Genomic DNA, 15,621 nt, shown 5'->3' on the forward strand with positions numbered 1-15,621 from the left:
GGTCTCCTTACCCCTGCGACCCGGTTGCGCCCTGGGCAGTGCCCTGGCGCGACACGAAGTCCTCACGGAAATGCTTCATCACCAGCTTGATCGGATTCATCGCCGCCTGCCCCAGGCCACAGATCGAGGCATCACCCATCACGGTGGCAAGCGCCGCCAGCAATTCCTCGTCCCATTCCGGCTCGCTGATCAGGCGCACGGCCTTCTCGGTGCCGACCCGGCAGGGCGTGCATTGGCCACAGCTCTCGTCCTCGAAGAACTTCAGCAGGTTGAGCGCCACGTCGCGCATGTTGTCCTTGTCGGACAGCACGACGACGGCGGCCGACCCGATGAAGGAGCCGTGCGGTTCCAGCGTACCGAAATCGAGCGGGATGTTTGCCATCGACGCCGGCAGGATGCCGCCCGACGGGCCGCCGGGCAGATAGCCCTTCAGCGTGTGGCCGTCGGCCATGCCGCCGCAATACTGGTCGATCAGTTCTAGCAGCGTGATGCCGGCCGGGGCCAGCTTGACCCCCGGTTCCTTCACCCGGCCGGAGACCGAAAAGGTGCGCAGTCCCTTGCGGCCGTTCGCTCCGTGGCTGGCAAACCAGGCCCCGCCCTTCTCCAGGATCTCGCGGACCCAGAACACCGTCTCGATGTTGTTGATCAGGGTCGGGCGGCCGAACAGGCCAACCACCGACGGGAAGGGCGGCTTGTGCCGGGGCAGGCCGCGCTTGCCCTCGATGCTTTCCAGCATCGCCGATTCCTCGCCGCAGATATAGGCGCCGGCGCCGCGCCGCAGATGGATGCGGGTGTGGCGGGCCAGACCGGCGGCCTCGACCTTCGGGATCTCACGCAGCAGGATTTCCCGGCATTGCGGGTATTCGTCGCGCAGATAGATGTAGACGTCCGTCGCCTCGACCGTCCAGGCGCCGATCAGCATCCCTTCCAGGAAGCGGTGCGGGTCGCGCTCCAGATGGAAGCGGTCCTTGAAGGTGCCGGGCTCGCCCTCGTCACCATTGATCGCCATCATGCGCGGCCCCGGCTCCGCCCGGACATAGCGCCATTTCAGGCCAGTGGGGAAGCCGGCGCCGCCCAGGCCGCGGATGCTGGAATCCTCCAGCATCTTCAGCACGGCATCGACGTCGCGCGCGCCGTCCAGGCATTCGGCCAGCATCTTGTAGCCGCCGCTGCGGATATACTCGTCGAAGCCCAGATAGTTGGGGATGTCGGGGTGGGTATGGCCGTGGGCAACGGCGTCGAGCACGCTTTCGACCGTCGCGTTCTCGTGCGGGGCATGGCCGATCGCCACGACGGGCGCGTTGTTACAGCCGCCCATGCAGGGAGCGCGCACGACGCGGACCTCGCTTTCGTCGACGCCGGCCTTCAGCGCCTCGTGGAGCTGTTCGGCCCCGGCGAGCGCGCAGCTCAGCGAGTCGCAGACACGGATGGTGAGCTTCGGCGGCGCCGGCTCGCCGTCCATCACGATGTCGAAATGGGCGTAGAAGGATGCCACTTCGAACACCTCGACCAGCGCCAGCCGCATCTCCTTCGCCAGGGCGGCGAGGTGACGGGCATGCAGGCAGCCGTAATGGTCCTGCAGCAGGTGGAGATGTTCGATCAGCAGGTCGGCCTGACGGGAGCGGTCGCCGAGAAGCGCCCGCACCTCCTCCAGACTGACGGGATCGACCTGACGGCCCTTCTGCTGGTCGCGCGTCTTGCGGCGGCCGGAGCCGGGATGGATGCTGCGGGCAGGAACGCCGCCGGGCGGCGTCGCGCTGATGATCGGTGGGAATGCGGTCACGGCGGTTCTGGCCTCTGCTGGATGGTCCGCGCTTCTGGTTGTCGCGATCCCAAGTTCCTGGTGTCTCGTATACCAGATGCCACGATAACGCATCTGCTGCTGAATGTCAGCATTCTAAATCAAGTCCAGCAGCGACCGGATGGGAAAGTCGGAGGGGGTGACGGGACGATTGCGGCGGACGGCTTCCAGCGCGTCCGGAAGGTCGGTGAAATGGCGGATCAAGCGGTCGGCGGGAAGATCGGCCGGGTTGCCGCGGGCATACCCATAGGAAACGAGAATGGAGGCGACCCCGGCGGCGTGGGCGGCGGCCACGTCGTTCGGACCGTCTCCCACCATCACAGCGGCAGAAGTCGGAGCACCCAGCGCAGCCAGCACCGCCAGCAGAGGTTCCGGGGCCGGTTTGCGCTGGGGCAGGCTGTCGCCGCCGACAATGGCGCCGAAGAACGGCAGAAGCCCCAACTCGGCCAGCAGGCTGCGGGCGATGGCCTGGGGTTTGTTGGTGCACAGGCCGATGGGGTGGCCGGCGTCGGCCAGCCATGCCAGCGTCTGAGGCACGCCGGGATAGACGCTGCCCGGATCAGCGGGAAGTCCGGCATAGAGGTCGAGGAAGCGCGCCAGGGCCGGACCAACCTCCTCCACCGGCAGCGTCCGGCCGGTGACGGCGAAGCCGCGCTCCACCAGCAGCCGGGGACCGTCGCCGATGAGGCTGCGCAGCATCTCCCCAGTCACCGCCGGCCGGCCCCGTTCGGCAAGGAGGCGGTTGAGGGCGTGGCCCAGATGCGGTGCGCTGTCGATCAGCGTGCCATCGAGGTCGAAAATCACGGGTGCAGGCTTGCTCAACGCTCCCTCCGTCAGCCGGAGGCCATCAACGCCGGGGATCGCCGCTCCACCGCAGCGAACTCCAGCGCTGCGGCACGGGCGGCCATGCGCTCCAGCGGCAGGGGCACGATTCGCTCCGCCTGCCCGGCGGTCCCGAAGGCTTCGAACCGCTCGCGGCAGAGGGCGCGGGCGGCCTTGGTCGCCTCGGCCAGGAATTTGCGCGGGTCGAACTCCTCGGGCCGCGTCATCATCGCGCGGCGCAGGCTGCCGCTCATGGCGAGGCGGATGTCGGTGTCGATGTTGACCTTGCGCACACCGTTGCGGATTCCCTCGCGGATCTCCTCGACCGGAACGCCGTAGGTCTCGCGGATGCTGCCGCCATGGGCGCGGATGATCTCCAACCACTCCTGCGGCACGCTGGACGATCCGTGCATCACCAGATGGGTATCGGGGATGCGGTCGTGGATGGCCCGGATGCGGTCGATCGCCAGCACCTCGCCATCCGGGCGGCGGCTGAACTTGTAGGCGCCGTGGCTGGTGCCGATGGCGATGGCGAGCGCGTCCACCCCCGTCCGCGCCACGAAATCCGCCGCCTGTTCCGGGTCGGTCAACAGCTGGTCGCGCGACAGCGTGCCGACGGCGCCGGAGCCGTCCTCCTCCCCCGCCCTGCCGGTCTCCAGCGAGCCGAGGCAACCCAGTTCGCCCTCCACCGAGACGCCGACGGCGTGCGCCTGCTCCACCACCTGCCGGGTGACGCGGATGTTGTAGTCGTAGCTTGCCGGCGTTTTCATGTCGTCCAGCAGCGAACCGTCCATCATCACGCTGGTGAAGCCGGAGCGGATCGCCTGCTGGCAGACGGCAGGGCTGGCGCCATGGTCCTGGTGAAGGCAGATGGGGATGTGCGGCCACATCTCCACCGCGGCCTGCACCATATGGCGCAGGAACGGCTCGCCGGCATATTTCCGCGCGCCGGCGGACGCCTGCAGGATCACCGGGCTGGCGCAGTCGTCCGCCGCCTGCATGATCGCCTGGATCTGTTCCATGTTGTTGATGTTGAAGGCCGGCACGCCATAGCCATGCTCGGCCGCATGGTCGAGGAGCTGTCGAAGGGAGATCAAGGCCATCGCGGGAGGTCTCCGATTCAAGATTGGGGGGAGCAGAGGCGTTGGGCGCGGTCGGCGACCGCCTCCACAGTGATGCCGAAATGGCGGTAAAGGTCGCCGGCGGGGGCGGATTCGCCGTAGCGGTCGAGGCCGACCACGTCGCCGTCCAGCCCGACGGTGGCGCGCCACAGCCCGGTCGCCCCGGCCTCCACCGCCAGCCGGGGAACGCCGGCCGGCAGCACGCTGCTGCGCCATGCTTCGTCCTGCCGGTCGAAGACCTCGCAGCAGGGCATGGAGACGACCCGAGCGGCGATGCCCCGGTCGGCGAGCAGACGACGCGCTTCCATCGCGATGGGCACCTCCGATCCGGTGGCGATCAGGACGACATCGGGCCGTCCGTCATCGGCCAGCACATAGCCGCCGCGGGCCGCATCACGGGTCCGGGCCATGCCGGATTGGCCAGCTCCTTGGGCCGGCAGGGTCTGGCGCGACAGCAGCAGGGCGGTCGGCCCGTCCGCCCGCTCAACCGCCGCCCGCCAGGCGATGGCGGTCTCCAAGGCGTCGCAGGGGCGCCAGACATCGAGGTTCGGCATCAGGCGCAGGCTGGCGGCATGCTCCACCGGCTGGTGGGTCGGGCCGTCCTCGCCCAGGCCGATGCCGTCATGGGTGAAGACGTGGATCACGCGAAGCCCCATCAGCGCCGACAGGCGCAGGCCATTGCGGGCATAGTCGGAGAAGACCAGGAAGGTGCCGCCGAAGGGAATGACGCCGCCATGCAGCGCCATGCCGTTCATCACCGCGGCCATGCCGAACTCCCGCACGCCGTAATGGAGGTGGCGATCGCCGCTCCCCGGCCAGTCGGTGAGATTGGAACCGGTCAGATCCGCCGATCCGCCCAGCAGTTCGGGCAGCAGGCCCGCCAGCGCCTGGATGGCCTGCTGGGACGCCTTGCGCGTCGCCATCGGCTCCGCCCGCTCGGCGACGGCGGCGATCCAGGCATCGGCGGACCCGGCGAAGTTTTCCGGCAGCTCGCCACGCATGCGCCGCAGGAACTCGGCGGCTGCCTGCGGGTGGGCCTCGGCATAGGCGTAGAAGCGGGATTGCCACTCCGCCTGCGCCGCGGCACCGCGCCGCCGGGCGTCCCAGCCGGCGCGTACCTCGTCCGGCAGCTCGAAGAGCGGAAAGGTCCAGCCGAGCGCGGCCCTGGTTGCCGCGACCTCTCCGGCGCCGAGCGGTGCGCCATGCACCTCGGCCGACCCGGCACGGGTGGGGGAGCCGTGGCCGATCACCGTCCGGCAACAGACCAATGTCGGCTTGCCGCAGGAAGTCAGCGCCTCGTCGATGGCGGCGTCCAGAGCGTAAGCATCGTGGCCGTCCACCTCGCGGATCACGCGCCAGCCATAGGCCTCGAACCGCCGCGGCGTGTCGTCGGCGAACCAGCCGGCGACGGGGCCGTCGATGGAGATGCCGTTGTCGTCATAGAAGACCACCAGCTTTTCCAGCCCCAGCGTGCCGGCCAGCGAGCAGGCTTCATGGCTGATCCCCTCCATCAGGCAGCCGTCGCCGACGAAGCAGAAGGTCCGGTGATCGACGATGCGGTGCCCCGGCCGGTTGAACTCCGCCCCCAGCCGCCGTTCAGTCAAGGCCATGCCGACAGCGTTCGCAAGGCCCTGCCCCAGCGGCCCGGTGGTCGTCTCCACCCCCGGTGTCACCCCATATTCCGGATGGCCCGGCGTGCGCGAACCGAGCTGCCGGAAGCGCCGCAGTTCCTCCATCGGCAGATCGTAGCCGGTCAGGTGAAGCAGCGCGTAAAGCAGCATGGAGCCGTGCCCGTTCGACAGCACGAAACGGTCGCGGTCGGGCCAGCGCGGGTCGGCCGGATTGTGGCGCAGATGATGCCGCCACAGCGCCTCGGCGATGTCGGCCATCCCCATCGGCATGCCGGGATGGCCGGAGTTCGCAGCCTCCACCGCATCGATGGCGAGGATGCGCAGCGCGTTCGCCAGCATACGGCGGCCGGAGCCGTTGTCTGGACTCTCATCGGGACTATCGGCTGGCGGCATGGCAAGCCGGTCCTGTTCGCGGACCTCTTGGTCCGCGGTCATCGACGCAGTCATGGCTGGTGTCCTCCCCGGTATTGGTTTTCCGGCGCCCTTCAGAACGCCTTCTTCTTGCGGTCGGCGAGTTGCCAGATCATCGGCGTGAAGATCAGCTGCATCGCCAGCGCCATCTTGTCGCCCGGACAGACAATGGTGTTGGGCCGGGTCATGAAGCTGTCCTTCAGCATCGACAGCAGATAGGGGAAATCGATGCCCTTTGGCCGGGTGAAGCGGATGACCAGCATGCTCTCGTCCGACGTTGGGATGTCGCGGGCAATGAAGGGATTGCTGGTGTCCACCGTGGGAACACGCTGGAAATTCACGTCGGTGCAGCTGAATTGCGGGCAGATGTATTTCACGTAGTCGGGCATGCGCCGCAGGATGGTGTCGACGATGGCCTCTTCCGAATAGCCCCGCATGTTGCGGTCGCGGTGGATCTTCTGGATCCATTCGAGGTTGACGATCGGAACGACGCCGATCTTCAGGTCGGCATGGCGGGCGAGATCGACGCGGTCGGTGCGGACGCAGCCATGCAGCCCCTCGTAGAACAGCAGGTCGGTGCCCGGTTCGATCTCTTCCCACGGCGTGAAGGTGCCGGGCTCCTGGCCGTAGGGTTCGGCCTCCTTCTCGTCATGCAGGTACTTGCGGGTCCGGCCGCTGCCGGTCTCGCCATAGCTGCGGAACAGGTCGTCCAGCTCCTCGAACAGGTTGGCGTCGGGGCCGAAATGGCTGAAGGTCGAATGGGGCTCCTCCTGCGCCTCGGCGACCTTGGCGCGCATCTCCCGCCGGTCGTAGCGGTGGAAGCTGTCGCCTTCGACGAGGGCGGCGGAAACGCCCTCCCGGCGGAAGATCTGCTGGAAGGTGCGGGTGACGGTGGTGGTCCCGGCGCCGGAAGAGCCGGTGACGACGATGATCGGATGACGGATCGACATGGTGTGTTCCTCCCTCAGCCGAGCGCCGCGGATTCAGGCGCCAGGAACAGCGACCGGCTGCCGAACAGCGGTGCGTGGAAGGACAGTTCCTCCCCCCGGTCGTAGGCGGCGTGATAGGCGACCAGCCGCTCCACCTCCGTCTTCGAGCCCAGGATCACCGGCACGCGCTGGTGCAGGGCCATCGGCTTGATGTCGAGGATACGCTGCCGCCCGGTGCTGGCCGCTCCGCCCGCCTGTTCCACCAGCATCGCGATGGGGTTCGCCTCGTAGAGAAGGCGCAGCCGTCCCGGCTTGTGGGTGGGACGGGCATCACGCGGATAGAGGAAGACGCCGCCGCGGATCAGGATGCGGTAGACCTCCGCCACCAGGGACGCGATCCAGCGCATGTTGAAATCGGCCTCGCGCGGGCCGGAACTGCCCTTGATGCATTCCTCGACATACTGGCGCACCGGCGGCTCCCAGAAGCGGGCGTTGGAGCTGTTGATGGCGAATTCGCAGACATTGTCGGGAATGCGCATGTTCGGATGGGTCAGGGTGTAGGCGCCGATCTCGCGGTCCAGCGTGAAGCCGTGCACGCCCTCGCCGAAGGTGGCGATGATCATGTCGGCCGGGCCGTAGAGGGCGAATCCCGCCGCCACCTGCTGGGTGCCGGGCTGCAGGAAATGCTCCACCTCCGGCTCATCCACGCCGTCGGGCGCCTTGAGAATGGAGAAGATTGTGCCGACCGTCAGGTTGACGTCCACATTCGACGAACCGTCCAGCGGGTCGAAGGCCAGCAGATAGCGGCCGCGCGGATATTCGCGGGGGATGCGGTAGGGTTCCTCCATCTCCTCCGACGCCATGCCGCAGAGCTTGCCGCCATATTCGCAGGTGCGCAGCATGATCTCGTTGGCGATCAGGTCCAGAGGCTTCTGCGTCTCGCCATGGACGTTGACGCCGGGTTCGGGTGCCGGGACTGCCGGCTGGCCGGCGGACGGCGCCAGCGATCCACGGGCGGCAGCGCTGGCGATGAACTTGCACGCGGTCTGCACATCGTTGAGCAGCGCGGTCAGGTCGGTGTCGGCCCCGCCGCGGCGGCGCTGGTCTTCGATGATGAATTTGCTGAAGGTCGTGTGACGGTACGGCATCGGTTCCCCCTCTCTAGTGTTTTGTGCGGCCGGCTTTTTGCCGGCCTATTGTGTGAAGACGCGGCTTTGGCGGATGTCCTCCTCGGCGATGGTCAGCAGGTCGGCGGCGCCGATGACGCTGCTGCGCGCCTCGAACAGGCGGTTGGCCTGTCGCAGGCGGGCGCGGTCGAGCGCGTTGCGGATGGAGCGGGCGTTGGCGAAGCGCGGCTGGGCCATGCGGCAAACGATGTAGTCGGCCATCGCCCGCTCCGCCTCCGGCGCGAAGCGGTACTGCATGCCGGCCGTCATCAGCCGGGCGATCTCCAGCAGCTCATCCGCTTCGTAGTCGGGGAAATCGACATGGTGGGCAATGCGCGACGCCATGCCGGGGTTGGAGCGGAAGAAAATGTCCATACGGTCGCGGTAGCCGGCGAGGATCACCACGAGGTCGTCGCGGTTGTCCTCCATCACCTGCAGCAGGATTTCGATGGCCTCCTGGCCATAGTCGCGCTCGTTCTCCGGCCGGTAGAGGTAATAGGCCTCGTCGATGAAAAGCACGCCGCCCATCGCGCGCTTCAGCACCTCCTTCGTCTTGGGTGCCGTGTGGCCGATATACTGGCCGACCAGATCGTCGCGGGTCACGCTGACGACGTGGTCGCGCCGGATATAGCCCAGCCCATGGAGAAGCCCGGCCATGCGCCGCGCCACCGTGGTCTTACCCGTGCCGGGATTGCCGGTGAAGCACATGTGCAGCGACGGCGGCTCCGCCCGGAGGCCGATGCTGCGGCGGGCACGTTCCACCAGCAGAAGGGCGGCGATCTCGCGGATGCGGGTCTTCACCGGCGTCAGCCCGACCAGCTCGCGGTCCATCCCCGCCAGCATCTCGCCGATGCCGGAGTCGCGGTAAAGCGCGTCGAGATCGACGGAAGGGGCATCGGCCGGGTGGTGACAGGTTCCCGGGTCGAGAAGGTCGGCCGCTTCGCTCATGCCGCCCTCCATTCCGGTTCGGCCATCAGCGCGGCGCGCATGCGCCCCACCACGCCGCGATAGCCACCGTCGGCGTCCGCCGCCCCGAAGATTGCCGAGCCGGCAACGAAGACATCGGCCCCGGCGTCGGCGACGGCGCGGATGTTGTCGGGCTTGATGCCGCCATCCACCTCCAGACGGATGTCGCGGCCGGTGCGCTCACGGTGGCGGTCGATGCGGCGGCGGACCTCGGCGATCTTCTCGAACGCGGAGGGGATGAAGGACTGGCCGCCGAAGCCAGGGTTGACCGACATGACGAGGATCAGGTCCAGCCGGTCCATCACATGGTCCAGATGCGCCAGAGGCGTGGCCGGGTTCAGCGCCAGCCCGGCGCGGCAGCCCTGCTCGCGGATCAGCGCCAGGGTGCGGTCGGGGTGGTCCGACGCCTCCGGGTGGAAGCTGATGATGTCGGCGCCGGCCTTGGCAAACAGCGGCACCAGCGCATCGACCGGACGCACCATCAGATGGACGTCGATGATCGCACGGGTACGGGGGCAGATGGCGGCGCAGACCAGCGGACCGATGGTCAGGTTGGGGACATAATGGTTGTCCATCACGTCGACATGGACGACCTCGCAGCCGGCTTCCACCACCCGCTCCACCTCCTCGCCCAACCGCGCGAAGTCGGCGGACAGGATCGAGGGGGCGAGAAGGTACCCATGTCCCAGCTCACGTTCCCCCGGTTCACGTTCCATGACGGGTCTCCCCGCCATAGCGCTCGCCGGGCGGGCGGCCGGTGGCATAGCTGCGCACCGTGTAGCCGATACGCCGCCCCGGTCCTTCGGCGCGCAGCAGCTCGAAACCGGGCTCCACGGCCGGACGGTTGACCAGGTAGGACATGCGCACCGTCTCGAACCCGTGCGAGCTGTCGAAGGCGAGCACCTTCACATACTGGTCGGGATGGGCGGTGCGGCAGGCGTCGATCTCCATCATCACGCCCTTGGCGTCGCGCAGGTCGAACATGGGGTTGCCCCACATCGTCCAATAACTGTTGCGCGGGTGCGGATCGTCGGTGAACTCCACCGCCACGGCCCAGCCCTGGTCGAGGGCGTATTGCACCTGTTTCGTGATCTCCTCGCCCGTCAGGTCCGGCAGGAAGGAGAATTGGCCCTGAGAAAGACGCATGGGGGTCAAACGCATGGGAATCGCTCCTTCACATCGCGGCGGTGGGGGTGGGGACGTAATCAACGCTGTCGGTGGAGGCGTAATCGAAGGTGACGTCCTTCCAGGTGTCGAGCGCCGCGCGCAGCGGTGCGCACCAGCGGGCGGCGTCGCGCAGGATTTCCGGCCCCTCGTTCCAGATGTCGCGGCCTTCATTGCGGGCCTTGACCATCGTCTCCAGCGCGACGCGGTTGGCGGTGGCGCCGGCCTGGATGCCGTCGGGATGGCCGATGGTGCCGCCGCCGAACTGCAGGATCACGTCCTCGCCCAGATAGGTCAGCAGCTGGTGCATCTGTCCGGCATGGATGCCGCCGGACGCCACCGGCATCATCCGCTTCAGCCCGGCCCAGGGCTGATCGAAGAAGATGCCGTGCTGCAGGTTCTGCGGGACGTGGGTCTCGCGGCAGGTGTCGTAGATGCCGCGGATGACGTTGGGATCGCCCTCCAGCTTGCCGACGACGGTGCCGGCATGGATGTGGTCGACGCCTGCCATGCGCATCCACTTGGCGATGACGCGGAAGGACACGCCGTGGCTCTTTTGCCGGGTGTAGGTGGAATGGCCGGCGCGATGCAGGTGCAGGATCATGTCGTTGCGCCGCGCCCACTTCGCCATCGACTGGATGGCGGTGTAGCCGATCACCAAGTCGATCATGATGATGACGCTGCCCAGTTCCTTGGCGAACTCGGCGCGCTCGTACATGTCCTCCATGGTGGCGGCGGTGACGTTCAGGTAGGTTCCCTTGATCTCACCGGTTTCGGCGGTGGCGCGGTTAACCCCCTCCATGCAGTAGAGGAAGCGGTCGCGCCAATGCATGAAGGGCTGCGAGTTGATGTTCTCGTCGTCCTTGGTGAAGTCGAGCCCGCCCTTCAGCGCCTCGTACACCACGCGCCCATAGTTGCGGCCCGACAGGCCCAGCTTCGGTTTCATGGTGGCGCCCAGCAGCGGCCGGCCGAAATTGTTGAGCCGCTCGCGCTCCACCACGATACCGGTCGCCGGCCCTTGGAAGGTCTTCAGATAGGCGACGGGGATCCGCATGTCCTCCAGCCGCAGCCCCTTCAAAGGCTTGAAGCCGAAGACGTTGCCGATGATCGACGCGGTGAGGTTGGCGATCGACCCTTCCTCGAACAGGTCGAGTTCATAGGCGATGTAGGCGAAATACTGGCCGGGCGTGCCGGGCACCGGATCGACGCGGAAGGCCTTGGCGCGATATCGCTCGCAGTCGGTCAGGCGGTCGGTCCAAACCACGGTCCAGGTGGCGGTGGAGCTTTCGCCGGCGACCGCCGCCGCCGCTTCCTCCGGGTCGACGCCGTCCTGCGGCGTGATGCGGAAAACGGCGAGCACGTCGGTGTCCTTCGGCTCGTAGTCGGGCTCCCAATAGCCCATCTGACGGTATTTCAGCACGCCGGGCCGATAGCGGGCCTTGGGGTCGCTGACCACGCCGTTGCTGGCGTCCTGGCTGCTGGGGAGCGTCGTCGATACGTAATTCATCGTCTTCACCTCGCCGGTGGCGTTCGGTTCGTTCGATGAAAATGTTAGCGGCACGTACTGTTGAGGAAAATTCAAATACACAGCATAGTATGGATAGGGATTCCTGATGAGTGGGCCGGCCGATGACCATCCAGCATGCCACCCTGCGCCAGCTTCAGATCTTCACCGCCGCCGCCCGCAGTCTGTCCTTCGCCCGGGTGGCGGAGCAGTTCGGCCTGACCCCCGGCGCGGTCTCCTTCCAGATCAAGCAGGTGGAGGGTCATTGCGGTTTTCCGCTGTTCGAGCGGGTGGGTAGGCGTGTCGTCCTGACGGAGGCCGGGCGCGACCTGCTGGAACATGCGACGCTGATCCTCCAGGCGCTGGACAATGCCGACCGGCGGATGCAGGCGCTGAAGGGGGTGACCGGCGGCAACGTCACCATCGGGCTGGTCAGCACCGCCAAATACATCGCCCCGCACATGGTCTCCCGCTTCCAGGCGGAGCGGCCGGGCGTGTCCATCCACCTCCAGGACGGCAACCGGCGGGAGGTGAACGCGATGGTCGCCAAGGGCGAGGTCGACCTCGCCATCATGGGCCGCCCGCTGGATGGGGAGGAGTTGCTGGCCGAGCCCTTCGCCCGCCATCCCAGCATCATCATCTGTGCGCCAACCCATCCGCTGGCCGATGTCCCGGCACTGCGCCTGTCCGATCTGGCCGACAGCGGCTTCATCGCGCGGGAGGAGGGCGCCGGCACGCGGGCGCTGACCGACGCCTACTTCACTGGCCACGGCTTCACCCCCCGCATCGTCATGACCTCAAGCAGCAACGAGACGATCAAGCAAGCGGTCATGGCCGGCATCGGCGTCGCCCTGCTGTCCCGTCACACCGTGGACTTGGAACTGGCGCTGGGAATGCTGCGGGAATTGAAGGTGGAAGGACTACCTTTGATGCGGTCCTGGTACATCGCCCACCGCCGCAGCCTGCCGCTGCTGCCGGTGCATGCGCAGTTGCGCGGGTATCTGCTGGAACGCGGGCAGGCGATCATCGACAGCATCCAGGCCAGTCATCGGGCGCTGGTGCTCGGCACCTGAACCCAAGCGTCATGTCAGCACGATGTGCACCCCGGCAGCGGTCAACCGCTCGGCCCGCACAGTGTCCAGCCCGTTGTCGCAGCACAGGAAATCGAAGCTGTCGAGCTTGGCGAAGAAGGCCGGCTTGACCTGATCGAACTTGCTGCTGTCGATCACCAGCGCCTTGGTCACGGCGTTGGCGATAGCGGTCTGCTTGATCTCGACCTCGTGGAAGTTGGAGCAGCTGATCCCCAGCGACTCATGCACGCCGCCGGCCGATATGAAGGCGGTGTTGATGCCGATGCCGCGCAGCATCTCCAGCGACTCCGGACTGGAAAAGGATGCCGAGGAGGCGTGATAGAGCCCGCCCAGCATGACCACGCGCACGCCCGGCTTCTTGCAGACGATCTCCGCGATGTTCATGGCGTAGCAGACCACGGTGATCTGGCTGTCGGCCGGGATGCGGCTGGCCAGATGGGTGGTGGTGGTGCCGCAGTCGATGAACACCGTCTCGCCCGGCTTCAGCAGGGTCGCCGCCGCCTCGCAGGCGGCGCGCTTCATCTCTATGTGGGCGTCGCGTTCGCGGTCCAGGATGTAACCCATGCCGCCGGCGCTCTCCAGCCCGCCGGCGATGTAGCCGCCGAGATAGGCGAACCGCCCGCCACAAGACGCGATGTCGCGCCGCACCGTCATTTCGGAAACACCCAGCAGCCGGGCCGCATCCTTCAGCCGGAGATAGCCGCCGGTATCCAGCGCGGACTGCAACCGGTTCAGACGCTCAGCCCTTCTCATCGACATGTCCGCATCCCGCACCGTTTCCGCCCATCCTGCGCGCGGCCGCACCATACAATCCGGACGGGTTAATCCCAATGGCGCAAACCAATAAGCGGGATGGCCGTGGCCAGGATCACAAGGGCATGCATTGATCTTGACACAGCGCGCGACAGCGTGAAACTATCCTTTCAGAAAATGTTAGAATGTTAACATCGCAACGAACTTCGAAGCGGTGTCGGCATTCCGGCGACAAGGAGGAGAGGCCCCAAGGGATAAGGGGCTCCCCGGGAGGACCAAGATGCCAATGCCCAGCGTTCCGACCGAACCGGCCGGTCTGGCTCCGTTCATCGACCACACCCTGTTGCGCCCTGATGCGCAGCCGGCAGATGTCGAGCGGCTGTGCGACGAAGCGCGCACACACGTTTTCAAGGCGGTCTGCGTCAACCCCATCTTCATTCCGCTCGTGAGCGAACGGCTGGCCGGATCGCCGGTGGCGCCCTGCGCCGTGATCTGCTTCCCCTTCGGCGCCGATCCAACGGCGATCAAGGCGGACGAGGCGGAATGGGTGGTGCGCCACGGCGCCCGCGAGGTCGACATGGTGATCCCGATCGGCCTGCTGAAAGCCGGACGGACGGCGGAGGTGCGCGACGACATCGCCGCAGTTAAGCGGGCCTGCGGCGACGCCCTGCTGAAGGTCATCATCGAGACCAGCCTGCTCACCGATGAGGAGAAGGCGCTGGCCTGCCGACTGTCGCAGGAGGCCGGAGCCGATTTCGTCAAAACCTCCACCGGCTTCGCCGGCGGCGGCGCCACCGTCGAGGATGTGGCGCTGATGCGCCGGACCGTCGGCGACGGCATGGGTGTCAAGGCTTCGGGCGGCGTACGGACCACCGAGGATGCCCGCCGCATGATCGCGGCCGGTGCCTCGCGCATCGGCGCCAGCGCCAGCGTGACCATCGTCGGCGGCTGACCCCGCCGGCGGCGCGCACGCCGCACAGCGTGCCGGTCGGGCGGGAGTTCCGTCCGTCCCACCCGGCACGGCATCACGAAAAACGGAACGCGGAAGGGGTGGCAAACACCCCGGCGCCGACGGTGGGTTGCGGAGTCCCGCCTCTGCCGTGCTGCGCGAATCGCCTCTCATGGGAGTCACGCCAACATGAAGAAGTTGCTGTCTTCGCTCATCGTCGCCGCGTCGCTGGTCGCCGGACCGGCGATGGCCGCCGATCCGGTTCCGACCCCGGATGCCGTCAAGACGCTGAAGTCCGACGCCACCAAGAAGAAATACACCATCGCCACCGTGGTGAAGGTCGACGGCATCGCCTGGTTCGACCGCATGCGCGAAGGCGTGAAGCAGTTCGCCGCCGACACCGGGCACGACACCTGGATGGTCGGGCCGAGCCAGGCCGATGCCGCGGCGCAGGTCCAGCTGGTTGAGAACCTGATCGCCCAGGGCGTGGACGCCATCACCATCGTCCCCTTCTCGGTCGAGGCGGTGGAGCCGGTGCTGAAGAAGGCGCGCGACCGTGGCATCGTGGTCATCGCGCACGAGGCATCGAACATCCAGAACGCCGACTATGTGCTGGAGGCCTTCGACAACTTCGCCTACGGCGCCAAGCTCATGGAAGTGCTGGGCAAGGCGATGGGCGGCGAGGGCAAGTATGTCTGCACCGTCGGCAGCCTGACGTCCAAGTCGCAGAACGAGTGGATCGACGGCGCCATCGCCTATCAGAAGGAACATTTCCCAAAGATGCAGTTGGCGACCAACCGTCTGGAGACCTATGACGACGCCAACACCGACTACAACAAGCTGAAGGAAGTCCTGACCACCTATCCGGACCTGAAGGGCATCATCGGCGGTCCGATGCCGACCTCGGCCGGTGCCGGGCGTCTGATCGCCGAGCGCGGGCTGAAGGGCAAGCTGTCCTTCTCCGGCACGGGTCTGGTGTCGGTGGCCGGCCAGTATCTGGCCCAGGGCGACATCCAGTACATCCAGTTCTGGGATCCGGCCGTCGCCGGCTATGCCATGAACATGTTGGCGGTCATGGCATTGGACGGCAAGAAGGACCAGATCAAGGCCGGCCTGAACCTCGGCCTGCCCGGCTACACCGACCTGACCACCCCGAAGGGCGCGAAGCCGAACCTGCTCTACGGCCAGGGCTGGGTCGGCGTCACCAAGGACAACATGGACGCCTACAACTTCTGATGACCCCGGGGGCGGGCGCCGATGGCCGGCAACGGCTGCCGGCGCCCGCGTCTTCATCCTTTCCTCGAACCGCCGGG

The 15,621-nt window shown here is 67.1% G+C and carries 14 protein-coding genes; 3 read left to right on the forward strand and 11 right to left on the reverse strand.

The annotated features are described in order from the left end of the window. Positions 1-7: 7 nt before the first annotated feature. From M5E06_RS25215 to M5E06_RS25260, 10 genes are all read right to left on the reverse strand, one after another. On the reverse strand, positions 8-1,783 hold the full coding sequence (locus M5E06_RS25215) for an NAD(P)H-dependent oxidoreductase subunit E (RefSeq protein WP_252140557.1): 1,776 nt from the start codon (positions 1,781-1,783) through the stop codon (positions 8-10). 114 nt (positions 1,784-1,897) lie between these two features. Continuing rightward, on the reverse strand, positions 1,898-2,623 hold the full coding sequence (gene gph / locus M5E06_RS25220) for a phosphoglycolate phosphatase (RefSeq protein WP_252140558.1): 726 nt from the start codon (positions 2,621-2,623) through the stop codon (positions 1,898-1,900). Positions 2,624-2,634: 11 nt separating this feature from the next. After that, the gene (gene fba / locus M5E06_RS25225; RefSeq protein ID WP_252140559.1) at positions 2,635-3,726 is read right to left on the reverse strand and encodes a class II fructose-bisphosphate aldolase; all 1,092 of its coding nucleotides are present in this window, start codon (positions 3,724-3,726) and stop codon (positions 2,635-2,637) included. 17 nt (positions 3,727-3,743) lie between these two features. After that, positions 3,744-5,810 (reverse strand): transketolase, encoded by a 2,067-nt coding sequence (gene tkt, locus M5E06_RS25230; RefSeq protein WP_502802007.1) that lies wholly within the window; start codon positions 5,808-5,810, stop codon positions 3,744-3,746. Between the two features lie 50 nt (positions 5,811-5,860). After that, complete coding sequence (locus M5E06_RS25235; protein WP_252140560.1) at positions 5,861-6,736, reverse strand: phosphoribulokinase; 876 nt, start codon at positions 6,734-6,736, stop codon at positions 5,861-5,863. Between the two features lie 14 nt (positions 6,737-6,750). Continuing rightward, positions 6,751-7,863 (reverse strand): class 1 fructose-bisphosphatase, encoded by a 1,113-nt coding sequence (locus M5E06_RS25240; protein ID WP_252140561.1) that lies wholly within the window; start codon positions 7,861-7,863, stop codon positions 6,751-6,753. Between the two features lie 45 nt (positions 7,864-7,908). Then, entirely contained in the window at positions 7,909-8,829 is a 921-nt protein-coding gene (gene cbbX, locus M5E06_RS25245; RefSeq protein ID WP_252140562.1) for a CbbX protein, read from the reverse strand. Continuing rightward, positions 8,826-9,563, reverse strand: coding sequence for a ribulose-phosphate 3-epimerase (rpe, locus tag M5E06_RS25250; protein WP_252140563.1), 738 nt, complete (start codon positions 9,561-9,563; stop codon positions 8,826-8,828). The genes cbbX and rpe overlap by 4 nt, the downstream gene beginning before the upstream one ends. After that, positions 9,553-10,008 carry a ribulose bisphosphate carboxylase small subunit gene (locus tag M5E06_RS25255; protein ID WP_252140564.1) on the reverse strand — a complete coding sequence of 152 codons (456 nt, stop codon included), beginning with the start codon at positions 10,006-10,008 and terminating at the stop codon, positions 9,553-9,555. Before M5E06_RS25255 ends, rpe begins: the two co-directional genes overlap by 11 nt. Positions 10,009-10,021: 13 nt before the next feature. Further along, positions 10,022-11,518 (reverse strand): form I ribulose bisphosphate carboxylase large subunit, encoded by a 1,497-nt coding sequence (locus M5E06_RS25260; protein WP_286208978.1) that lies wholly within the window; start codon positions 11,516-11,518, stop codon positions 10,022-10,024. Positions 11,519-11,640: 122 nt separating this feature from the next. Between M5E06_RS25260 and M5E06_RS25265 the strand changes: the two genes are divergently transcribed. After that, positions 11,641-12,588, forward strand: coding sequence for a LysR family transcriptional regulator (locus M5E06_RS25265; protein ID WP_252140565.1), 948 nt, complete (start codon positions 11,641-11,643; stop codon positions 12,586-12,588). Positions 12,589-12,597: 9 nt separating this feature from the next. Here M5E06_RS25265 and M5E06_RS25270 read toward each other — a convergent pair whose 3' ends face one another. Further along, on the reverse strand, positions 12,598-13,365 hold the full coding sequence (locus M5E06_RS25270; RefSeq protein ID WP_252140566.1) for a DeoR/GlpR family DNA-binding transcription regulator: 768 nt from the start codon (positions 13,363-13,365) through the stop codon (positions 12,598-12,600). A gap of 274 nt (positions 13,366-13,639) precedes the next feature. Here M5E06_RS25270 and deoC point away from each other — a divergent pair, with 274 nt between their 5' ends. Continuing rightward, positions 13,640-14,311 (forward strand): deoxyribose-phosphate aldolase, encoded by a 672-nt coding sequence (gene deoC / locus M5E06_RS25275; protein WP_252140567.1) that lies wholly within the window; start codon positions 13,640-13,642, stop codon positions 14,309-14,311. 186 nt (positions 14,312-14,497) lie between these two features. Further along, entirely contained in the window at positions 14,498-15,544 is a 1,047-nt protein-coding gene (locus M5E06_RS25280) for an autoinducer 2 ABC transporter substrate-binding protein (protein ID WP_109075795.1), read from the forward strand. The last annotated feature ends 77 nt before the right edge of the window (positions 15,545-15,621 follow it).

Source organism: Azospirillum sp. A1-3 (assembly GCF_023806445.1).
Lineage (GTDB): Bacteria > Pseudomonadota > Alphaproteobacteria > Azospirillales > Azospirillaceae > Azospirillum.